The sequence below is a fragment of the Nocardia vinacea NBRC 16497 genome, assembly GCF_000308835.1.
Classification (GTDB): domain Bacteria; phylum Actinomycetota; class Actinomycetes; order Mycobacteriales; family Mycobacteriaceae; genus Nocardia; species Nocardia vinacea.
In genome coordinates, this window is the sequence record NZ_BAGN01000414.1 from 29,424 (window position 1) to 54,162 (window position 24,739).

A 24,739-nucleotide genomic window follows, 5' to 3' on the forward strand; every position below is an offset into this window, starting at 1 on the left:
CGGAATTTGTTCGGTGCTGTCGGAGCCTGCCGTGACAGCCATGGCGACCGCGGTGCCCGCCCGCGACTCAGAGCGGTTCCTCCGGTTCGTCTGGGCGCCCGGCATCTCCTGGGCCGCATCCGCTGAGCACCATGGGGTTCGCTTCGTTGTGCACAGGGGCGGTCGTCTGGTCCACCCAGATTTCGCGTGCGCGTCGCGGGCTGATGCCGAGGGCGGCCGCGATGGCATCGGCGCCAGGGGGCATCGCGCCCGGCGCCGGGACTCGTGCGCGTTGATCATCTGCGGTGCCGTCGGCGACGACTGCCGCTTGCGCGTCGGGATCCGGAAATACGCTGAGGGCCATGCGCCGGGTCCAGTTGCCGATCCGCCCGAGGATATGGCCGACACCGGCGAGCACATCGGTTCCGGTGCCCCACACCAACTCGCGCAGTTTTCCGGGGAGAATGCCGAGCAGGTACTGGTCGACAACCTGCATCATGTACTCCTCGGTCCGTCGGCTGCCGATCATCGACCAGAGCCGGGCGGCCAGATACCGCGAGCGCAGGTACTCGTCCGAATCGGGGTCGAGCGCGCGGCAGCCGGGGAAATGCAGTGCCGACCACAGGTCGTCCTTCAGATGCGCATCCCAGAACGCGAATTCATCGGGGGTGAGCACTCTGCGCATCCGCGCGCGGTCTTCGTCGAGCATCGGCCTGCCCGAGTAGTACTGCATCCGGCCGCGTGCGATAGCCAGGAGCTGTGGCAGCTCGTCCCACGATGTGTCGCGGGCGAACTGCTGCCCCCTGCTGATGCGGTCGGCGGTATTTCGGTTGCTCGAATGCTCCGGCTCGTCTTCGGGCATCGTCCGGAACTTGTACACGGTGGTCGTCTTATCGCCCTGCACCCTTTTGACCTGTTTGAAGAACAGTGAGCCGGGGCTGGTGCGTGGCAGGTGCAACAGCTGCTCGACCTTCAAACCCGTTGCCACGAGCAGGGTGAGGGTTACATAGACCGGAAATCGTTCCAGTATCCGGCCCAACTCGAGGAAGTCCTTCTCAGTGAGCTCCACTTCGCGTAGCTTTTCGATTTCTCTCGAGAACAACGCGTCGAACCATGCACCCCGATTGCTGACCCAATCGTCGCCGTAGGGCTCCCCGGGCTCGGGCAGCGGCAGGTCGCGGATGTACCGGAAGGCCTCCGGATCGATCTCGAGCAGCTGCCGCTTCAGGTCGGCGATGGTTTCGAGTTCCTCGGCGGTGAACCATTTCGGATCGTTCTCGGGGGCGGTGGAGTCGGCAGGTGGTGCCGTGATCGGCCCCCGGCGGGAGTCTTCGGCAGGCGGATCCGGCTGTTTTCCGGTCGGCCTGAAGGCGTGCGCGTAGTCACCGAGATTCGGGTCGGCCGCGAATACCACCCCGGTGCGCTGCCGCTCGCGCAACGCCGCCAGTGGATCGCGATCGATGCCGGTCAGGTCCGGACGCTTGCCATCGGGAAGGTCGAGAGCCGCTGCCACGTCAGGTACGGCACCGGTATGCGCGCGATCGAGTTCGCCTACCCCGGCCCGCCGCCACGGCGATGATGTGGCCGGGGGTGCCGACGGGCCGGGTACAAGCCGGGTTCCGTTGTCCGCCGGTCGGTTCGGCTCGGCCACACCTTCCGGTTCATCGTCACCCACGACAACGGCGAGTGCGATCTCGTTCGCCCGCCACCAGCGCAGCTCGCGCAGTCGACCGGTCGCGGTCGCGGCGGGCCGGTGCCGCGCACGTTCGGCGAGGTCGGCTCTGCCCGCACAGACCAGGGCGATATTGTGCAGCGAAATCGTCGGCTGCCGCGGTTCGAGGTAGGCCAGGTAACCGCCGTGGATCCGCTGGACACTGCGGACTGTCGACGGCATCGCGGCCGCGAGCCGGACCGCACCCCAGGGGCCGACCGGGCTACTGCCATGGGTGAAGCCGAAGTACCGGTCGGTCGGCTCCGGGGTGGCGCTCCCGGCTTTCGTCACCGGATCGCGGTCGTCGGCCACCGCGAATACGTTGTCGGCGCCGATGCCGAATTCGTCCGCATGGGCCATCGGCCCGGCACCAGGGGATCCGGTCAGCACCACCTGATCGAGATGGGCGGCCAATCGGCCCCCGATGCCCGCGTAGCACAGTGTGGTCGAGCCATAACTGTGTGCGACAACGGTTCTCAGTCGCGGCCGTGCCGCACCCCCGGGCAGGTTCGCCCAGGCGGCGCGTGTCGCGTCATAGGCGGCGATGTCGGCGGCCACGATATAGCTGCCTTGCTCGGCAAGTTCCGAGGATCTGATCTCCTCGATCGTGTTCGGATGATGGAAACCGATATCGATGATGGTCGCCGTCGGGACGCCCGGATTGTGTCGGGCCGACTCGACGTACTGCGCAATACCGGCCTGCGTCCGTTTCGGCAATTTCTGCAGGGTATTACCCGCTCCGCCGAGTTGCCGTGTCACGATCGCCGCCTCGTCCGCGTCGTCGATCGATACGATGATCCGGCCATCGCCGTCGTAGGCGGTCGCGTCGAATGCGATCAATTGCACTGGCGGCGAACCGTACTCGCGTACATCCTGCTCGAGTGCGGCCAGGTGCTGGACGGTTCTGACCAGATTGGTCAGATGGACCTTCTGCTCGGGCGAGAGTGCGCGGCCGGGCCGTCCGAGACCGAGCAGTGTCCTTGCCTCGGCAAGGAGTCCCGTGTGATCGGCATTGTCCTTGCGTTTCAGGAAGCCTTTGAGGTCGTCGATGATCGATCGACGGTTCGCCTCGTCCCGAACCGAGTACGGAACACCGTCGGCATTACCGATCTGATGCGGATGCGACAGGATCAGGGCGGCCTGCTGTGGAAGGGGGAGGGAGTTCCACCACCGCGCCACCGCGTGGGCGCGGGCAGTCGACGCCTGGACCACGTCATTCGGATCCACCGGCGTCGTCAAGGACAGCAGCGTCGCGTCCGGGCCGAGGAACGTCCGCAACTGGGCGATGGCGCCGGCAGCCAACTGTCTCAACTGGACGGGTCCCAACCCGAGCCGGTCCACCAGAGCCTGGGCGCGGTCCGGCATCGCGGGTTCGGCGTCGGCGAGAGCATTCCCATTCGTTTCGGTGGCCGGAGTATCCCGGGCATGCCATAAGCGCTTGCCTGCGTTGCGCTTCAGCGCGGACCACGGGGTGGCACGATCATCCTGCGTCCGCTCGTCACTGCCGCGCCCTCGGTGGCCGGGTAACCGGTGCGCGTGACCCTTCAAGTCCTTTCCATAGGCGTTCAGCACTCCGCGCTCGTCCGACTGGTTGCCGCGCGGCGCCTCGCTGAACTCGCCCGGCCTGCCGCCGACGACGTCGAGGACATGATCGACGCCCGCGGGGTCCGGCAGCGCGGCCGCAGCCGAACTCTGCCATGGGGTCGATGCGGGCTCGTCGGCTTCGTGGTGCGGGGAACGGCCCGATTCGTCGGGTCGGGCCGAATTCGCAGGAGCCTTCGGTTCGGTGGATCCCTGCGGTTGCGGATCCGAAGGGTGCCATGGCGTCGGTGTGGGCTGGTCGGTGGCCGGGGTGTCGAGGCTCGGCGACTGCTCGGCGTAGTAAGTGGATCGGAGCATGGCGTAGCGCGCCGATGACGCCGCGACCGGGGCGAAGTCCCCAGGCGGGACGAAATTTAGTATGGCCGTTCGGATCGCGGCTCGGCCGGTTTGCGCGAGGGCCTCGCGCTGCGCCGGTGGAAGTTTCCAGCCGCGGGCCAATTCGTCGGCGATCTCCGCATACGCGTGGAAGATCTGGTCCTGAATCTGCGACTCCTCGGGACTGCCGGGACGGGTTGCGATCAGGTTCCAGAACAGCAGTTCTTGAATCGGGTCCGCGAGCGGGGAATTCGGATGGGCGGGGAATCGCACCAGAATGTCTGCCAAGACGTTGGTAGGTATACCGAGGGCGTCTCGGAGCTTCCGGAGGAAGAGAATGCCGGGTCGGCTGCTACCGCTCTCGATATCGACTATCGCGGTGACCGACCTTTCGGTCAGCTCGGCAAATTGCGGCAGTGTCATTCCGCGATGGATCCGAAGGGCGTGTAGCCAGTCGTTCAAAGATTTACAGTAGGCGGGATCGGGAATCGCTTCTCCGGTATCGTCCGGAATTCTCCGATGGTATTTCCATGACATCGCGAGATCGTTCCACGGCCCTGCGGGGTGCAGGAAGCGATGGTATGCCTCCACTATGAAGGCTTCGTCGTCCTGCCGTCCCTCTTCTTCGTGGGCTCGGATCGTATGCTTCGAATATCCGAATCTACGCGCCGCCTCCGCTCTGGTGAGATTATTCGATCGCCGCAGGTAGTGGAGATACTCTCCGAAAGATTCGACCGCGTAGAAACTAGGGAAAACAAGGTTGTGTCGCGGTAGATAGTCGAAGGTCTCCGCGAGCTCGTCGAAGGTTATTGCATAGGCGGTAGGATTTGCTTCGAGCAGGTCCGCTACGGCCGCCTCGGGTGGACGGGCCGCGCCGGTCTCCCAACGCCTGATGGTGTACACGGCCTTTTTGATACGCTCGGCAACATCCGACTGTGTCAATCCCGCGATCGGTTTTCCGGTGTTGGCGGTGTTTCGACGGAACAGAATGTATTCGCCGATGTGGTCGTATCCTTCCGGATATGCGGGCTCGCCATTCGGTGTGCATAGCGCAGGGAGGAGTCGTGCGACGCGATCATACGTTCGGCGGGCACCCGGCACGCGCCGCAACAATGCGCGCACGGCTGGTATGTCCAGTTCTCTTCGGCCCTGTTCCGCCGCTTTCCATGTTCCCGGCCTTACACCGAGCAATTCGTCCATCCGGCCGGCCGTTGCTCCGAGGTAATGACGCACGCTGGACAACCAGGTTGCCATATCATCGGTTTCCGGAGCTGGGAACTGTCCCACCTGCTCCATGGTGTCGGTGTCCGCATCGAATCCCGCACGGGCCAGCCAGCGATATACCTGCGCCATATCGAGTTTGTACATTGCCAGGTAGTCGGCGAGGCCTTGTCTCGGCAGTCCGGATGTGTCCTCCCTTCGCGTCAGGTACCACTCGATGAACCGCTGTTCCTCGGGTGCATACTGCGCGTTGTTGTCCGCTTCGGCTACGGTGGCCACAGCAACTGGGGGCGGCGTTCCTCGGCTACCGCGTGCGGGGATGCGGTCCAGGTCGAGATATCCCAGGCGTAGCGCGGCGACCACGGCCTCTGTGCGGTCGCGGACCCCGAGCTTCCGGAAGAGAAGTGACAGTGCGGATTTGAGTGTCTCGACGGGCTGCTGCCGCGCAGACGCGATTCGTCCGTTCGAGTTGCCTGCTGCGACGAGGCGCAACATTTCGATTTCAGTAGGCGACAGTCGGTGGGATTCATCTTTCAGTGGCAGGTCGTCCAAGTCGAGATAGCCCCGGTGCAATGCCTGAATTACGGCTTCGGTTCGGCCGCGCACGCCGAGATCTTCGATAATCTCGGTAATCCGTCCGGTCGTCTCGCCGACTGCGGCACGTCGGAGTGCGTCCACTTCCCGGTCGGTTAGTTCTCGGCTCGGTGTCGCGCGTAATTTCGGCAGATTGTCCAGATCGAGAATTCCCTGGCGCAGTGCTCGCACGACCGCCTCGGTTCGAGTGCGTGCACCGAATATCCGCAGAATGTTTCTGACGCTGTTTGCCGCGCTGGCCGCCGATGTACCCAAGGTTTGCGCGATGTCCTCATATGTACTGTCCGTAGTAAGGAGATGCAATACTTGGCGATCTCGATCATCCAACCGCCGCGCGGCCGCGGGATCCGGTTCAGGAATCTCGCGCAATGCCAGAATCTCATAGCGGAGTGCCTGAACGACGGCGCTGGTTCGGTCGCGGGCCCTGAGCTTCCGGAAAAGACTTCGCCTGTGTTGCTCGATATAGTCGGTCGAGGTGCCGGCGGCAATTTCGCTGTAGGTCTGGCTCGCCGCGATCCCACGGAGTATCTCGAGCTCGATTTCGGACAATTCGGGCGCGGTGGCAGCGCGGTTCGTTGCGGATATTGTGCGCACTTCCTTGGCGAGCTTGTTGACCGTAGCCAGCTGGAGGTGGCTCACCTTGCGGCCATTGCGGACGGCTGCGGTTGCCTGGTTTACCAGCGTCCGCTGGGCGAAATTCAAGCGGGACCGGAGCTGGCGCAGTGTCGCCTTGCCCATGTTCGCGAGCATCAGCGCGGTCTCGATGGATACCGTACGTTCCTGTTTCGCGAGAATCCGTCGCAGCTCGCTATCCGCGGCCCGCTCGATGCTGCGGACGGTGGCGGTACTCACGACCTGATTGGCTATGAGGTAGGTCAGCACGATCCGGCGTCGAAGCATGAGGAATTCCGGGTCTAGTCCGGTCGGCGGTTCGAGCTCACTCCGTCGTGACACGCCGAGCTTGTCACGGATCCGCCGGACGTGCGTCTTGACGGTTTCCACCGGCATCTGCAGGTGTTCCGCAATTTCCGCGTTGGTCTTGCCCTCGGTGATCAACATGTAGATCGCTCGCTGGCGTTTGGACAGCGGGCGGCTGTCGGGGCTGGTGGCGTTGACTGTGTCCGGTGGTCCGGCCGACTCGGCTGCGATCGGATCCTGCTGTCGCGAAGTGGTTTCGAGCGTCTGCCGGGTGACGGCTCGCGCGAATGCCAAGTGCACGCCGATCCCGGGTTGCCGCCTGGTATCGATCGGATCCGCGTTGTCGGGTGAATCGTGCGACGGTGCGTTTCGGTGGTCGTTGATGCTCTCCAACATCGCTGCCAGCGCCATATCCCGGTCGAACGCCTCATCGGGGACGGGCTGGTCGAGATCCGCCATGAGCTGCTGCGAAACCGCCTGTAGATGGATTACGAGCTGATCGCTGATGGCCTGCAGCAGATCCGGCGTGCGGGCCGCGCCGACCAGGCTCTGTGTCCGAGCGTCTGTTCGGAGCATGCGGCGCGCCGACTCTCGATGCTCGCGCTGCCCAGGTACCGCGTCGGTGCTGTCGAAGACGAGCAGGGTGCATCGCGCGACTTCGGTGTCCAAGTGGTCGAACTCCCGCTCGAATTGTGCGGCGTTTTCCGCGGCGGCTTCGCGGGCCGCCGATTCGGCGGCTGTGCGGTCGCGGACGGTGGACCATCGGTCGCGCTCTTCGCGCCATCGGTCTCGCGCGATCCGCGCCCGCTCACGCTCGGCCACCAGGTTGTCGCGGTCATCGAACAACTCCGACAGGGGGATTCGGTCGCCGGACGCGTGGTTTACGCCGTAGTGGCCGAGGCGCTGATCGAGGTACCCGACGATACTGTCGATGAGTGATCGCGCGGATTGATCGCTGGTTGCCTCGGACAGGTGGCCCGGGTCCGCGGGGCTGAGCTCTGTGGTCCATGCTCGGCCTTGGGTATCGACCCGCACATGCCGATAAGCGATGCGAACCCCAACCTGCGCCAAGGCTTCCCGCGTCTGCCGCGGCAGGAATTGTTCGGGGTCGGCGAACGGTGCCACGATCGTGAGGAGGTTGCCGTCGAGGCGGGCCCAGTGCCCGAATCGCTGTCCCGGCAGAAGGTCCAAGCACTGCTGGGCCGCGGCTGCCGCGGCTTGGATGCGGATTGTCCGCAGATGCTCGGTGAGCATTTCCAGACGTGTGAGCAGCGTGCGTTGTCGGATCGCGTCCGCCGAGGTCATCCGGCTCGGATCGACCGGCACGGGGAACAGGCGCTGCCGGACAGCCGCAGTTCGCGCGAGCTTGCGCTGCGCGTCGGTGATTCGCGCACCCCACGCTGGCAGTGCCTGCGGCAATTCCGTGGTGGGAGCACTGAGCCGCCATGACGATTCGGGTGCGGCCGGTGTTTGTTCGTCCGCCGCCCGCGTGTCGGTGGTCGGGGTGCCCAACTGCCACAGCCGATCCTGGCGACGGGCGATCGACGTGCGCACCGGTTCCGGGAGATCCTCGACCAGGACCCGGCCGGTCGGATCCACCCGTGCCCGGCGCGTTATCACCGGAATTCCTTGCTGCCGCAACATATTCCGCAGCATTTCGGCCGCTGCGGATGGCTCGTTCCGCCCTTCGAACACCTCCACCCGATTGCCATCGACGATTCGTCCGTACGGTCCCAGTGCCAGTCCACCCCGGGCCGCGGCAACATGTTCCACCGCCAATTGCTCTGCTCGGGCACGCGCGGACGCCAATGTGGTGTCGAGATTGCCGCATTGCAGCGCGATCGCATCGATATGACCCTGCAGTGCGCGCAGCTGGCTTCGCGCCCGGTCTCCGATATCCGGGCGGGCAAGTGTTTGCTGAACCCGGGTATGCAGGTCGGCTATGTCCAGGTACGCCGGTGCGGCACCGGCATCGGCCCAGGCGCCGAGGCCGAGCAGTTGCGCCGGACCATCGGCTGTGGCCAGTGCCTGCCGTACGCCTTGCAGGAGTTCGGCTCGCTCCCATGATATTTCGGACACCATGCGCAGCCGTTGTGCCAGGTCACCAGCAGGCGCATAGTCCCACTCGGAGAATCCGGGCAGTGGATCGCCGCTATCCGATTCATGGCTACGGGTATTGGCACCCCACATTTCGGCCAGCTGCCGATCCACCCGGTGGACCAACTCGTCCAATCCGAAGCTCTGTCGACCGTCCCGGCCGACGGCCATCAGGACCGGGGTCGCGGTCCTTTGCTGATGCTGTTGGTTCGGAAGCAGCTCACCCCACCGTCGGCTGAGTCGTACCAGCACCCCATCGGGCCGCATACTGGCCCGGAATCCGGACGCCTCGGGTATCGGTCCGCGATCTTCTGCTCGTGCGGCGGCCTGGTCGTTGCGTTGCTTCGCATCTCGCCATACCTGCGCTACCGGGACCCCTCGCGATAGCGCCTGGAGGGCGTAGACCGGATGCGTGAAATCATCGGGCGCGCTTTTGCCGAACGCATTGTTCGCCTCTGCGAGTGCCTCCCTGGGGTTGAAGACGGGCCGATCGCCGAGGGCGGGCTCGGCTGCGCCCGGCTTGTCGCTTTCGGCATCGGAAGATGTCCTGCGCCGACCGTCGTCAGCGGGCTGCTTCAGTTCTTGGCTATAACCGTCGAGCAGGTCCAGCCACTTATCGAATCGGGTTTCCGCAGGGAGCGCGCGCGCCTGCTTCAGTCCCACGAAATGGGTGTACAGAAAGCCGAATGCCTTTGCCTCCAGCCAATCGGTGTAGTCGCGGCGTCGGTCGAAGCGGGCATCTGGACGCAGTGCGCCCGCGTTGCGTCTCGCGACCAGGTCCGCATACGGCAGGCCAGGGCCTTCCGACAGATGATTCGGATCCCGCAAATGGGCGATTTCATGGCGGGTAAGGTCATAGGCCGGATCGCCGGTCGGCCCGTTCAACCGGCCCGCCGCGACTTCCCGTTCGAATTCGTCCAGGAAATTCTCCGGATGTCCGAAGTATGTTTCGTTGAGAAAGACAATGTGCTCCGGGGCGTCAAGTAACTTTCCGGCGGCAGCGTAGGTGCCATTTTCCAGCGGGCCGACAATTATCGCGTCGATCCGAACCGGGCCGTTCTCGGTCAACTCGTCTGCGATCGCATTTCGGATCGACAACGCCGTATCGATCGAAATCGTCGGACCGTCCAGCCCGAGTACCTCGATTCCGTAGGTCAGGAACAGGTCCGCCGCGATGGCCTGTTTGACATGCTTTTCGGCTTCCGCGTCGGGACGCGGTACGGGGGATTCCGGCAACGAGGGCGCGGCCGGGATCCGCGGCGCTGTGGTGGCCCCAGCAGTGGCTTTGCTCGAGGTGCTGCCATTCGGCGGCGGAGGCGTCGGCTCGGCGTCGGAGTAAAGGCCGCGTTTGTCGGCGGCCGCCTTCGCGGCGGAGATTTCTTTTTCCGGAGTGGTCGAGCCCATGCCGTACTGTCGGCATTCCTGGTACAGGCGTTCCAGATGTTCGTTCTCTTCGGGGGTCGTATTCAGTTTCCCGCGTCGGTTGTACAGTTGCTCGATCCGCCGGAAGAATTTGTCTTCGGTCAGTATTCTCTGGCGGCATTCGGATCTCCACTCCGCTACCTCGGGTGCGATGGCACGCAGGGCGGGCGTGGCGTATTCCGCGATGAAGATATCGAAAACTTCGGTCACCAGGCCGAACAACTGTCCGGACCTGGCATACGCGCCCACGGTGTTTTCGAACGTCGCCCCCTCCGCATTGTCGGCGATCACCGCCACCTCGGCCTCCCACAGCTCGATCGCCCGAGCCAGGGCAGGCAGAAAGTGCTCGGCCTTGATCCGCTCGATCCGCAACGCTCGATCCGGGTGCTCGTCGACGACGAAGAACGGGTTCTCGGTCGAATCGTCTGGCGCAGTGTTGATTTCGGCGCCGGTCAACGCCTGTGAATCCGGGGCCGAATCATGTACCGCGGGCGCGTGACCCAGCCAGCTGGTCGGCGCGGTCGGGTGGTGCCAATAGTGGAGCTCGTCGGCAGCGGTTCGGGCCCGAAGCACCCGGGTGGGGCTCCCGACCCCTCGCAATGCCCGGCTGAACGTCGACAGCGGCATGCCGATGCTATCCGCCACGTCGGTCATGCGCGGTTGCGGCCGGAACCAGACCGGTGTGAATCCGCCATCGATGATCCGTGGCGGAACGAAGCGCTGCTCGACGAAAGCCGGATCGATGACATCGTCGAACGAGTCGAGGCAGTCCAACCATTGAGCCGCCACCAGCACCCGCTGCGCCGGTTCAGAATATGTCGGCTCGTCACTGTCGAGCACTTCGTCGACGAATGCTTCACTCACCCCGGCCAATTCGGCTATGGCGGAGCGGGTTGGCGCCCGGTCCACCTCCGCTGCACTGAGTCCCAGCGCAAGCAGCTCTGCGCGACCGACCTCATGTGGTGCACATCCGAGTGTGTCGGCCAATCGCCGGCGGATCGCCCGCACCTGTACGACATCGAAAGTGCGCTCCGGGTCGGAGCTGTCGTACCTGTCGAGGAATGCCGCGACCGCATCGACGAGACGACTCATCTCCGGGGAGCCCGTCGCATCGACGACCTGACGCAGCACGGTCAGTGGATCGGTCTCGGGTGTGTGGTCGATCGGTCCCTGCCTCGTCAATCCGAGCGATCGGATCAGCTGAGTAACCAGCTGCCTGTTCCGATTCATCAAGTCCCGCTGGACAACCGGATCGGCTCGGATACCCCGCGCGCCCTGCGCGGTCGCGGTTTCGGTGGCGTCGTGTAGTTCGAGCCAGGATCGGATCCATTGTGTGATCGGTCCAGCCGCAGCGGCGACGGCCTGGGGTGCGATCTTCGCGCCTCGGATCTGCTGCTGGATGGTGTATAGAGCCAGCAGTATCGGTCCAGGGCGCATGAGAGACGGGTCCACATCCAACAGCTGCGCAAGCTCGGCCGTCTCGGCAGACATACGTGCCTTGCGCACCTCGGCGTGAAGCTGTTGCTGGACAGCTGGATCGTGGGACGGCGCCGCTCCGGTCTCCGCGGTGGCGGGTTCGGTGTGCGGTGTCACGGCATCCGAGGCGCGCTCCGACACGTCGATCGAACCCGGATCGGAGCCGCGGAGCAGTCCACGGCTCTGCACCGCCAATGCCAGGCCGATCCTGGTGTCGACACCGAACGTCTCGTACAGCTGGGCGAGCAATGGCGTCACCCGGTCCGGCCCCACCACGGTCGCGATGGCTCGGTTCGTCTGCCCGGTTGCCACCATGTGGACGACCTTGGCTTCGTCATCCGACAGCTCCACCGGCTCGAACTGCTCGGTGCCATCGTCGAGTTCCCCTGCGCGCGCGGCCGCCAAGATCGTGGGGATCATTCCGCTGGTGTGGAACTTTTCTCCCGCGCGAGCGAGGTAGCTGTGGACCGTGCGGGGCGACAAGGACAGTGTCGCACCGACTTCCGTGGCCGACAGGCCTCGAGCCATCAGCCGAAGTACTTCGCGCTCGCGACTGCTGAGTTCGGTGGCGCCCGGATCCGCGACCTCGTTTGCGGTCGCGGGTGTTGCTGGCGGTGCGGTGGGGTGATGGGTGGATGCGGTTGTGTCATCGCTGTGGGCTGGCCGCGAGTTTTCGGGAACCTCGTCGTCGGGACCGTCGGGTGCGAAACTCCGGTCCGAATCGCGATCTCTCCGGCGCAACTCCGCTGTCGCGGCCTCGGTCCGGTTGCGGTCGGAGAACTCCGTAACCGGTGATGCCGTCGCCGGCGTCTGGAGATCGACCGGCGCTACCTCCGTGTCGAGCACCATCCGTAGCTGTGACGACCACTCCGTCTCGACTCGTTGCTGCGCGATCATGCCGACCGCGATCATTTGCTCCACCGGTTTGCCGGCATCGCTCGTCGACGAAATCTCGAGCCAGCGCGAGACGAGGTGTGCGATTTCCGCGTCGAGCCGTCGCAGTTCTCGCTCGAATCGGGCCAGATTGCCGTCGGCGGCGGCCTGTGCCGCACGGGTCGCCGGATCCGGAATGTGCTGCTCCGATTCGATCGCCGTACGTGTGCGGTCACGCTCGGCTCGCCACAGATCTCGCGCAATCCGCACCCGCTCACGGTCGATTACCGCTATCCGGTGCAGCGGGCGCAATGTCTGCAGCCTGGTTTCGGCTGGGGGCATGGTGTCAGCTGTGGGAGCGTCGGCGACGCCGTGGCGTCGCAGCATCCGATCGAGGTGCACGATCGGGCCATTGAGCATCGCATCCGTGGCGTGGGCGGCCAGCGTGTCGGATGCGGCGGATCCGGGGCTTCGCGGGTGAGGTGAACCGAGCACGAAGCAGCGCACCCGGCCCGTGCCGTCGACATGTACACACCGGTAGTCGAGCCGAATACCGGCCTGGGTCAGTATGTTCAGCGCTTCGGCCGAGAAGAAGTGCGCGGGGTCGGCGAATGGTGACAGCACTGTCAGCCGGTCGCCATCGAGCCTGGCCCAGCGGCCGACCCGCCGTCCGGGCAGCTGCGCTAATCGCTGCTGCGCCAGTTCGGCCGCCGCTTGTATACGGATGGTCTGCCGAAACTCGGTGACCCTTGTCAAGGACGCGAGCAGGTATTGCAGGTCGGCCTCCTGATCCGGGGTCAACCGGTCAGGATCCGGTGCCGCGCGGAGGTGGTCGCGCGCGTCCGCGCTGAGCCTGGCCAACTCCTCGTCGACGGCGGCGATTCGCGTACCCCAGACCGGATGGTCTGCCCACTGCTCGGTCGCCGAGGCGATGTAGCGCGGTGGCTCGGACGAGCTCGCTGCCTGCTCGCCCGGCTCGTCCGCCGCTCGTAGTGGTTGGGTGTCGGCTGGAATGCTCAACCGTCGCAGCAGATCCCGGCGCCGCGCTTGCGATTCGCGAACCGGCTCGGGCAACGTCTCGACCAGTATCCGACCGGCCAGGTCGAGTCGTACGCGGACCGGAATTCCGCGTTCTGTGATGGCGTCTTGTTCCGCCCCGGTGTGCACAACCGCCCCACCATTCGGTGCGTACACCCGTGCCCCGATGTCGTCGTCGTTCGGTCGCAGCAGACTACCGTCCTGAGCAGCGACCACGGCGCGCACGGCCAGCTCGTGTGCCCGGGCCAGCGCGCGCGCCAGCTCGGCGTCGACGGTCGCGCACTGTGGCGCCAACGTATCGATCGTCTCGCGGAGCACCGCCAAATGCATGCGCAGACGGCCGGGCAGGTTGGCGCGAGCGAGTACCTTCGTCACGCGGTCACGCAGCACGTTCAGGTCGAGATACGTCAGGGCGGCGTCGGACCAGTCCGCTGGACCGAGCAGCGCGGCAAGAGCGCCGCCGGTAAGGATGCTGTCACGGAGGCCTCGGAGCAGTTCCACCCGCTTCCAGGCCGAATCGGTGCTGAACTGAATCTCTTGCGCCAGTTCACCGGTGGGCAGGTGCTGGAATTCAGCGAACCGCGGCGACGGCTCGCCCGCACCGAGCAGATGGCCTTGTTGCCGATCTACCAGCCGAGCGAAAATATCCAGCGGATAGTTCTGGTTATTGTCGACTCGCAGCGATGCGGATTGTTGATTGAACGCTGACTGATCTTCGGGACCAGCGCTTCGCCACCACCGGGCCAGTGTTGTCGCCGCACCGTTCGGCCTGATACTTCCTCGAGCCCCGGTTGCCGCTGGAGCCGGTCCGGGACCGTTCGCCCTGGCCGCTGCCACGGCATTGCGGCGCTGCGCATCCTTGCGAACCTGTGCCACCGTGAGCCCCCGCAGCAGCGCCTGCAGAGCATAGGCGGGATGCGTGAAATCATTGGGTGCACTGTGTCCGAACGCGAGGTTCGCCTCTGCGATCGCTTCTATCGGGTTGAACACCGGTCGGGCGCCGAGGATGAGCCTCCTCGAATTCGGGTCCTGGTAGGTGCGGACTTCGCCGTATTCTTCGTCTGCCAGTATCCGGCGCCGAGTCTCGCCGTCGAGTTCCCGCGACCATGCGTCGTACAGGCTTTTCAGTTCGACCTTGTCATCGTCGGTACGCGCGACCCCGAATCGTCGCACCCATGCGTCGAATAATTCGTTGCGGTCCTCGAATTGCCGGAGCCACTGGTCGAAGGCCGCGAACATTTTGTCCGCATCACGTCGCGGCTTGATATCGCGACTGTACCCGTCGAGCTGATCCAGCCAATCGTTGAAGCGAGTATCCGAAGGGATATCGCCGGCGTCGCGCAGATCCGTGAAATATTCATAGAGAAAACCGAATGCTCTGGCCCTTGGCATCCTTTGACCGGCGGATCCGGCAAGGTGGTCGCGTATGTGTGCCATCTCATGACGCACGGTGTCATATACCGGATCGCCGGTCGGTGCCAGCAAATGGCCGGCTTCTACTTCTTTCGCGATATCGGCCCGAAATTCCTCGGCGTTCCCGAATGCGCGTTCGTTCAGGAACATGTAGCGGATCTTGCGCCGTGTGAGCGTGCCGGTAGATGCATACGTGCTGGGGTTCAGCGGCATGACGGCTAGCAGGTCGAGACCGATATCGGGAAATTCGGGGAGCTGGTCCAGGATCGCCTTCCGAGCGGAAAGCGGTGTATCGACAGTGACTCCGAATGCGTGCAGTCCCAATACTTCGTCAAACTCGTCCACGATCGCATTTCGCACCGAAAGGGCCGTCTCGACGGAAATATCCGCCTTGTCCAGCCCAACCACCTCGATGCGGTAGGTGTCGAACAGTTCGCCCGCGATCGCCTGCTTGATATCGCGCTCGGCGGATTCCGACTGCGTGGCCGTCGACCCGTGTCCGACGGGGGACGGGCGGTCGTTGGTGCCTTTCGCGCTATATTCGGCGGTCCCGGCGGTCCCGGCGGTCCCGGCGGTCCCGGCGGTCCCGGCGGTCCCGGCGGTCCCGGATCTGGGCGGGGTCGGATCGGCGGCGCGGGCGTTCTCGAGTACGACTGGCGACTCGTACCGTTCGACCAGGATGTGGTCCGCCGAGGCCCACTCCAAGGCGGTGGCGTAACCCGGTTCGGCGGCGTTGGACTGCGCGTACACCAGGCGGGTAAGCCGGTCGATCTCGGCCGCCTGGCGCTCGGTGAGATCGATCCGGCGGCGTGAGCGGGCCGCGGCGGTGATGATGTGTTGGGCGGCAGTTAGTTCGGCGAGGTTGTCACGAACTGTGGTTTGCGACAGGGTGAACAGCCAGTCGCCGATGTCGACGCCCTTCGGCACGGCCCAATGCCCGCGATCAGCGGAAATGAGCGCCGCGGAGGTTATCGCGTTCGCCAGCCGCTGGACGGGCGCGGGTGGTGTGCCACGCGTCGGGGCCCAACCGAGAAGGGCCGCTACCCGCTGGGCGGTGCTGCGCCCGAAGCGTCGATTCAAGGTCTGGACGGCACCCCGGTTTCCTTGCTGCGCCAAGGACAGTAACGCGATGGTGTCGTCGACGGACCATTCGTTCAACGGGTCCGGTACCGCTGGTTGCCTCGGCCTGGTGGTCGAATCTCGAGACGCTGTGGGCCCGTGCGGCGTATCGCCGACAGGCGATTCGCTCGATATCGGTGGTGTGTCCGGCCCATCCGCTTCGTCGGATTCGGACGTGTGGTCGGTCGGGGCGTGGGTTTCGGTGTCGGATAGCGCCAGTGCGCCCGATGGCGCCGCCGCTGCGATCGGTGGGTGCTGTGCTGAGTGTGCCGGCGGTGTGGTGTCGCGCGGTGCTGCGTGCTGAAGCGAATCTGTCTGTGCGACAGTGCGGTGTGGGTCGGGGCCGGTGTGTGGTGCGGCCGGTTGCAGAGCGCTGGGCTGCCCAGATCCCGAGGATGCGGTGTGCATCGGCTGCGCGGGTGTCGGGGTGGAGGTGGTCGTGAACTCAGGGGCGCTGGTCGTGCTATGGGTGCGCCCCGATTCGGCGCGGGCGTGCGGAGCGGTCGCGGCGGATGTGCCGGACGATGTTTCGGAGATCGTGTGGTTGGTTTCCGCGGTTGTGGGCTGCTGGTTCTGCAGGATGGCGCCGAGTTGGTCGAGTTGCTGTTGTTGGGCGGTGGCGGGGTCGAATGCCTGGGTTGGGAAGGGCAGTGCGGGGATGTGCCGGCGTGGTCGCTGCGCCTGCTCGGGGGTGGATGAGGCGGGCTTGCCGGTCTTGTCGTGAAGGGTCTGTTGTTGCTCGGCGATGGTCGGGTCGGGGATGTGGTCGCTCGCCCGTGCCGTCCGGTGTTGTGGGGTTGGTTGGGTGGTGGTGTTGGGTGGTGCGTGGGGTTGGTTGGCGCGTCTGATGGCGCGTTCGAGGCGGGCGCGTTCGGCGGCTTCGTTTTGTAGTTCGGGGGTCAGATTGCGGAGTCGCTGTTCGGCCGCGGTGAGTTTCTTCTCGGCCGCGGTGAGTTTCTTCTCGGCTGTGGTGAGTTTCTGTTCGGCTGGGGTGACGTCGGCGGCTGTGGCGTCGGGTTTCGCTTTTGCCGCGGTCGGGGCGGCGGGGTCGGGGTTGGCTGGTTGTGTGGGGTTGGGTGTGTTGGTTTCGTGGGTTGCTGTGGTGTGGTTTTTGACGGCTTGGGCGTGTTCGGCTGCGGCGTTGCGGAAGTGTGTGATCGCGATCTTGGCGCGGGGACTTTGTGTCTGGTTGTAGAGGTTGCCGTTGATGGTGTCGCTGAATCCGTGGCTGCCGTGGCGGCCGTTGCGGCCGGCGCGTGCGGCGCATTGGTCGTTGGTGTCGGGGTTGTCCGAGCGGCCGAGCATGTGGGCGTGGAGCCCGCCCAATTGGTTGACGTTGTCGTCGACGACGGCGTCGAAACCACGTCCGAGCATCCCGGGGGTGCCGACGGTCACGTTGCCCTTCTTGTGTGTGCTGGCTCTGTGGGCTGCGTCGCCCTCTTCCCGGCCGCGTGGTGTGTCGTGTTCTCCCGCCGTGCCTGACTGTTCGACGGTGTGTTGTTTGCCGGCGGTGGCCATGACGTCGGTGAGGTGTCCTTCGGCGGCGTTGTTGTCACGGAATTCGGCGAACCATCTGCCGGTGATGCCGGTGTGTTCGATATCGGCCTTTTTCAGCATCAGCGAGAATTTCCAGGCCACGTCGTTGGAGGCGATGACGAGGACTGGTCTGCCTTCGTCCTGCAATGCACGGACCCGTTCGACCGCGTCTTTGAACATTTCCGGCCCGGTGAGGAAGATCCGATCCTGCTCAGGTACCAGGTTCGATTTTCCGAAGTTCTCGATCTTCGCGAGGCCGCCTTGGACGGGGAATTGCTCCTTGATTTCGGTGGCGGTGCGCTCCAGCGTGCCCGACATCAGGTTCAACCGTTTGTATCCGCCGAGTACGGTCTCCACGGTGACCTGTTTCATCCCTGTCCCGTCGGAATAGACTTGGGCGTCGAACATCGCTTCGACCATTTTGTGGCGGCCGCCGAACCAACGACTGTCGGTGCCGGTTTTCGGGTCGCTGCGGGGTTTACCGTTCGCGTCGAGGATTTGGATCTTGTCGTCGAATTTCTGGAAGTCCCGATTCAGTTTCAACCGGCCCGCTTTGACGTCGAGGAAAGCGCGGGCCATCTCGGTTTCCTCGGTGGTGAACGCGCGACCGGTCCGCTGTTCCCACAACCGGCTGACCGTTTCCTCGCTCTCCAGCGGGCGGACACGCAGATCCGCCGAGGTCAACTCCCGATGCGCCATCACTGCCCGCATGAATTTCAGCACCGATCGCACTCGGGCGGCCTCGGTGTAGATGGCTGGGGCACGCTGTCCGTCGGATTGGTAGTGAATCGTCTCGTCGTGGATCAGTACCGCGTCGGCCTCGTCGATCGTGGCGGTGTCCCCCGGCGGCGGCCGATCGAACAACTGCGCGGTCGCGCGCTCGTCATAAGTCAGGTAATAGACGGTCGGGTCTTGCGGATCGGCCGGTGGATTGTCGGTATCCCAGCGTGACACCTCGTAACCGAGACTGCGCAGCATCGGCCCGAACTCCCGAACACCTTCGTTGGCCAGTACCTCGGTTGTGGTGATCACATGATGGACCCGCACCGACCGCCCGTCGGCGAGTTGCACCGGCTCGCCCCGCGAGAGCTGCCACAACCCATCCAACGCGCCGACCAGAGACTTGCCTTGCCCGGTGCCCATCTGCCGCATGAACCCGCGCTGTCCGAGCAGGAACGCCTTGATCTGGTTCGCTCGCGGTATCTTTCCCGTGCCCTCATGCACGGCGGCGATGCAGCGCAGCAGCGCCTCCAGCTCATCACCGCCCTCCGCCACCCGCCGGCGCTGCGCCCACGACTCACCGAGCAACTCCTCCTGCCGCGCCCGATACAGATCCCGAATCTTCTCCGACACCGCGGTGGACTGCTCGCCCTGCTGCTCGGTGAGATCTTGTTTCGTCTGCGGATCAGCCCGCGGCAACTCCGACAGCTCGGTTCTCAGTTCTCCCGCCAACCGGACCGATCGCTCAACCCCATCCGACCCATCCACAGCAGACCGATCAGCATCACGAGACACCGAATCCGCTGTGTGCTCGGCGGGGTGTGGGCGAGGTCCGGTGGTTGCGTCGGTGTCGGCGGGGTGCGCCCGTGCACCGTCAGCTGGTTCGGATTCGGACCGGTCCTGTCCGACTGGCTGGTCCTGTCGTACCGCTGCGGCGAGATCCGGTGGTGGGGTGTCGGTCTCGGGGGCCACCACTAGGCGACGACCGCCACGTTGCGGCGGTCCCGTATCCGGCGTGACTCGACGGTCCCGGCCTCGTCGCTGCGGCCCTGCCGGATTGTCCTGGCGAGACCGGGCCGCACCGCCGTCAGCGGGATGTGCGGCCGCGGCATCGGCCGGTCGAGCGGCAACCGGCGCCGCCGCGTCGGCGGGGCGAGCGCCGGCGGGAGCTGCCGCGGCCGGAACCGGTTGTGGTTGTTCACTATCCGCGTCGGAGTCGGCGGGGTGTGGTCGTGGGCCGTCCGCGGTGTCGGAGTCGGCGGGGTGTGCTCCGCTGGATACCGCAGCCTCATCAGGTGCCGGACCGTCTCGAGTTGGCGGTTGGGCCTCGGATTCGTCGGTGTCGGTGCGCGCGTTGACCAGTTCGCTGTCAGCGGGATGTGGTAGTGCACCGTCGGTCGCATCGGTGTCGGCAGGGCGCTGACTGCCTGATGCGGCGGCCTCATCCGGCGTGTTTTGCGGAGCGGGATCCAGGGCCGCCGGTTCGTCCGCGTTAGTGCGGGTATCGGCCGACTGGCTGTCGGCGGGATGTGGTACCGGAGCACGTGCGGGGTCCTGCGCCGTGCTGCGGTCGACGGCAACGGGCCGCTCCGAGGTGCCAGGGTCCTTCGGCATGGGATCGGGCTGCCGAATCGGTTGCGGGGCTGGCTCGTCGGGGTGTTGGCGGGTGCCGGGCGGTTCGTTGTCGGCAGGGTGCGGGCGCTGGCCGCCCGCTGCTGGTTCGTCGGAGTGTTGGCGAAGGTTGACCGGTTCGCTGTCGCCAGGGTGCGGGGTCGGCCGCTGGCCACTGGCTGCCGGATCGGCGGTGAACGGGCGCGGGCCGCCATCATCGCCAAGGCGCACCGGGCCGTCGCCGGCTTGGGGATCGGTGGGTTGTGCTGCCGTGCCCTGGGATTGGGCGACTATGGGCGGTGTGATCGCGCTGTGGGGTGTGTACACCGTCTGGAGCCGCGGTGCTTCGTTCGGTACCACCACGGCGGCCGAGTGTTGGATGTCGTCGGCGCGGGCCTGGTTGACGGCATCGGGAAGAGGACCCTGCGGTTCCTTGGGTTTCCAGATGTTGGTGTTGTAGTCCTCGCGCAGGAACGGTGCCGGCGCTGGCAGCGGGTTCGCCTCGGCCGCCGGCTGGCGCAGTCGCGCGAGTATCTGGGTGAGTTGCTGTTGGGATGCGGTGGGATCTGTTGGGTCGAAGTCACGGGTGAGGATGCCGTGGTCGGCGAGTGCGTTGACGAGTGCTTGCGTGATCGGGGGTGAGCCGTTGCCGGGTCTGGGCTGGGCTGGTGCGGCGACGGTGGGGGCGTTGGGTTCTGGTGTGGTGGCCGTGGCCGTTGGTGTGGTGTTGCGTATTTCGGTGGTGGCGTGGGCGGCGGCGCCGAGGAAGCCGCCGGTGATGGCGGGGAGTAGGGATTCGGTGATGGTTTTGGTGGTGAGGGGTTCGCCGGTGATGGCGAGGGAGGTGAGGGTTCCGGTGATGCCGCCGACGAGGCCGCCGGCGGCGCCGGTGAGGGAGGTGCCGGCGAGTTGGTAGGCGATGCGTGCCGCGGTGGTGGTGGCTTGTTCAGCGTGGGCGATGGTGTTGGGGATGATCCAGCGTCCGCCGATCCACATGCCGGCGGCGGCGCCGGTGGCGCCGCCGACCCCGCCTGCGGTGGCGGCGACGCCGATGGATTTCCAGTCCATGGTTTTGCGGTTACCGGTGGCGATTTGTCCGGCTTGGACGGCGGCGGTGATGCCGCCGACTTGGAGGGTGCCCCAGAACATGGCTTTGCCGGCTAGGACGATGACGCCGCGTTGGGTGCCGTATTTGGCGGTTTGGCCGGTGAGGAGGATGAGGAGTTTGCGGGTGGCGGTTTGGCAGGCTTTTTCGGTGGCCATGGCGTCGATGCGGGCTTCGATGGCGGCGCCGGCGGGGGAGAACATGAGTGCGGCGCGGGCGAGTTGCCAGGCCAGGACCGTGGCGAAGCCGATGACGGTCCATTTTTGTTGTTCGATGCTGTTGGCGAATTCGTAGAGTTGTTCGACGAGGGTGTCGATGAAGTCGGCTTGGGAGCGGAATTTCGTGGCGAGGTCGCGGTGGTTTTTGGCGATGGCGGTGCCGGTGTCGCCGCGCAGGATGTTGTCGGTGTGTGTGGCGAGGTTGTCGTGGTGGTCGGCGTGGCTGCGGCATTGTTCGGCTTTGTCGGACCAGTAGTCGGCGCTGCGTCGGGCAGCGGTTTCGTCGCCGCGGGGGAAGTGCCCGGCGACGCAGTCGATTACCGGTGCGGGCAGCCACGCCGGGAGAGTCAGTGTCATCTACGGCCTGAACCCGTCACACCGCACCCGGCGGCATCCGTCACCACCGCGCCGCGCGGCCACGCCGACATACCCAAAGTCCTCCGTGCTCGAACCCGTTTATGCATCGCGGCCGGGATATCCGTACCAATCGATCTTCGACCCGAAGAACCCCGCTATTCTCGCGCACACCACGGAGCTTTCCCGGCCATGGGAAGTTTCGGGTCGATCGAACGAGGTTTGCGCCAGGTCGGCTCGGCCTTTCGCTGGTCTTGGATCGCGATCGCCGGTGCCGGTATGTGCGCCAGCTAATTCGCTGCCGCTGCTCGATTCGGTGACCAAGCGCTTCCGTGGACAGTATTGCCACGATGCCTGCACGGCGATTGCCGTGCTGGGTGTGATCGCGTCGGTACTGTTCCTGCCGCGGGCGAACGCTATCGATCCCGACCGAGTTGATGTAGTGCTGTGTGGCGGCGGTCAGCGTTCGAATTCGAGTGCTGACCGAATGGTTTCCTCAACCCGTCGCGCATCGATAAAAGCGCGCACCCACTGCCGACTCGGTGGGAGATACCGTCGTCGGGCCTCGGCGAACAGGTGCACGCTGGCGGGGCCCGGCCAGTCGGCGGGCAGCATGTCGTCGGGTAGGCCCGGATCGATATAGGGGATGATTCGCCACTCGTCGAGCATCAGGGTGAAGTGTGCGAAGGCATTTCGGTCGCTGGTGTCGAGGTCGAGGATTCCGCGGTGCTTTTCGTAGAAGGTCCGGTGTTCGGCCGCGAGATCGTCGAGATCCCACCACTGTGCGGCGGCCTCGCGCAGGGTGCCGGGTACGGTGGGGTCGGTGGCGCGAAACGAGGTCACATAGTTGTCGAGGTCCAGGGCCGTGACAATGGCGGCTGCCTCGGCCGCGAGGTGCTCCGGGCAGATCCACAGACCCGCCGAGACGGTGCCGCAGCCTATCGCCGACAGTCGTCGCCGAAGCTGGTGCCGCGCGGCGCGTTCGGACTCCGGAATGCCGTAGGACAGCAGCCGCCACGCATCGCCCGAGGTCATCTGGCGGAACCCGAAGATTCGTCGGTCGCCGCGGGCGAACATGGCCAGCGCGGCGTCGGTCATCCCGTAACCCGCACGCCCGCTGCGGCTTTCGGCGTACAGCACACCTTTGCGCTTCAAGCGCGTGATCGCGGTGCGCGTGCTCGGTGCCGCAATGCCGAGCACGGCGAGCAGTTCGGTGAAATCCGCCACCGCGATCCATCCGCCGAGGTCGCGGACATATGCGCCGAGCACCGTGCGGGTAAGCGAGGTCGCGCTGCCAGGTCGTGCATCGAAGTCGTCGAGCACCGCGGCTGCTGCGAACGGCTGTTGGTCGGTGGTCATCGCGTCGGGTATCCCTTCGAGGTCGTGGACGTACGCGCCGAGCGTCGTGTGGGTGGTCGCGCTGCCGGGGCACGCGTCGAAATCGTCGAGCACTGCGGTTGTGAGCACGGCTATCGGTCGGTGGTCCTCGCGTGACAGGCATTCCGGTCAGCGAGGCGAATGGTCTCGTTGGCATCGTGCGTCGAGCAGGCGTCCGGCTCCGATCGCGATTCGAGCGTCAGTGTCCGGTCAGGTGCGCACGGCGAACAGTTCCGGGAAGTAGGTGTGCTCGAGTGCGCGTTGCAGGAATCCGGCCCCGCTGGATCCGCCTGTCCCGCCTCGTCTTCCGATGACGCGCAGCACGGTTCGCAGGTGCCGGAACCGCCACAGCTGGAAGTTCTCCTCCAGGTCGACCAGCTCCTCGAATGTCTCGTATACAGCCCAATGTTCTTCTGGCGCTTCGTAAATCGACTGCACCAGGGCGAGCAATTCGGGGTCGAGGGTATGGGCCTCGGTGACATCGCGTTTCAGCGTCGAGCGCGGCACAGCGAGCCCGGTGCGGGCCAGGTGACGCCAGAATGCGTCGTAGAGGGTCGGTTCGCCCGACAGCGTGGCCAGCCGTTCATGCGCCGCGGGATCGGATTCGAACACCCGAAGCACGGTGGCGTTCTTATTGCCGAGAATGAACTCGATGGCCCGGTACTGATAGGACTGGAACCCGGACGAGTTCCCCAGAAAGTGGCGGAACTGCGCGTATTCGGTGGGCGTCAGCGTCGCGAGGACGGACCACTGCTCGGTCAGCGTCTTCTGGATATGTTTCACCCGCGCAATGCATTTGAGCGCGACACCGATGTCGTCGGCGTCGAAAGCCGCACGCGCGGCATGCAATTCGTGCAGTACCAGCTTCAGCCACAGCTCGGTGGTCTGGTGCTGAATGATGAACAGCAGCTCATCGTGCTGCTCCGGGCGGCTGACCGGATGCTGCGCGCTCAGCAGGGTGTCGAGGTCCAGGTACGCGCCGTAGCTCATGCGAGAGCTGAAATCGGTGACGATATTCCGTTCGAGTGCGTCACGTCGGATGGTCATCAGCGGCCCCGTTCTCCTGTGGCGCCCCCGATTCACCTTATTACATGAACGTGACGCTCACTAGGATTGTGTCATATGCCTATCGGGCGCGGCGGCATCCGTCGCACCGAGGCTGGCCAGCAGGCGCAGGTTGTCGTGCGATTCGCTGCCGGGTTCCGCGGAGAGGATGACAAGTTCGGTGCCGGTTTCCTCGGGCAGCGCGAAGTTCTCCTGATGTAGGTCCAGGGTGCCGACCAAGGGATGGATGTAGGCCTTGCGGCCGTGGGTGCGCGAGCGGACGTCGGCGCGTGCCCACAGCTTGCGGAACCGGTCGCTGTGCACGGCGAGTTCCCCGATCAGTGCCGACAGTTTCGGATCATCGGGATACTTGCCCGCCGCGAGGCGCAGGTGGCCGACGACATCGCGGGTGCAGACCTCCCATTGGGCGTACAGTGAGCGCTCGCCGCAGTCGTCCAAGAAGATGTGGCGAGCGATATTCAGGCCCTTCATCGGGCTGTGCCCGTACAGCAGTTCCGCGAGTCGATTGCCTGCCATCACCTCGAGGCGGTGATCGACGATGAATGCCGGTGCGTCGGGGATGAGATCCAGTACCCGCCGCAACTCCGGGCGGATGCGGACATTCGGAGCCGACTTCGCCGGGCGCTGCGGACGGCGGGCCAGCCGGTGCAGATGCTCGCGTTCCACCTCGGCGAGGCCGAGCACCCGGGCCAGCGCATCGAGGACCTGCGCGGATGGTTGCCGGGCCCGCCCCTGCTCCAAGCGCACGTAATAGTCGACGCTCACCCCGGACAGATGTGCGACCTCCTCCCGGCGCAATCCGGCCACCCGGCGGCGCGAATCGGTGGCAATGCCGACGGATCCGGGGTCCACCAGGGACCGCCGCGTGCGCAGAAAGTCGCTGAGTTCGTCCATCCATCCAGTATTGCCACGGCTTCGCGGGGCGAGGGTGGTCCTGCTGATACCAGGAAGTCCCGTCCGATGGAAGAAGCGTCC

Annotated in this window: 4 protein-coding genes; all 4 read right to left on the bottom strand. The window is 65.4% G+C overall.

Translation table 11 applies throughout. From position 1 onward, the window contains the following. Positions 1 to 67 precede the first annotated feature (67 nt). Positions 68 to 21,325, bottom strand: a complete 21,258-nt coding sequence (locus ON44_RS49715) for a LuxR C-terminal-related transcriptional regulator (RefSeq protein WP_040700178.1) — start codon at positions 21,323 to 21,325, stop codon at positions 68 to 70. A gap of 456 nt (positions 21,326 to 21,781) precedes the next feature. Next, on the bottom strand, positions 21,782 to 22,789 hold the full coding sequence (locus tag ON44_RS40685; RefSeq protein WP_245567527.1) for a PaaX family transcriptional regulator: 1,008 nt from the start codon (positions 22,787 to 22,789) through the stop codon (positions 21,782 to 21,784). 120 nt (positions 22,790 to 22,909) lie between these two features. Then, entirely contained in the window at positions 22,910 to 23,746 is an 837-nt protein-coding gene (locus tag ON44_RS40690; protein ID WP_040700180.1) for a tryptophan 2,3-dioxygenase, read from the bottom strand. Between the two features lie 60 nt (positions 23,747 to 23,806). Continuing rightward, complete coding sequence (locus ON44_RS40695) at positions 23,807 to 24,658, bottom strand: helix-turn-helix transcriptional regulator (RefSeq protein WP_040700181.1); 852 nt, start codon at positions 24,656 to 24,658, stop codon at positions 23,807 to 23,809. Between the last annotated feature and the right edge of the window lie 81 nt (positions 24,659 to 24,739).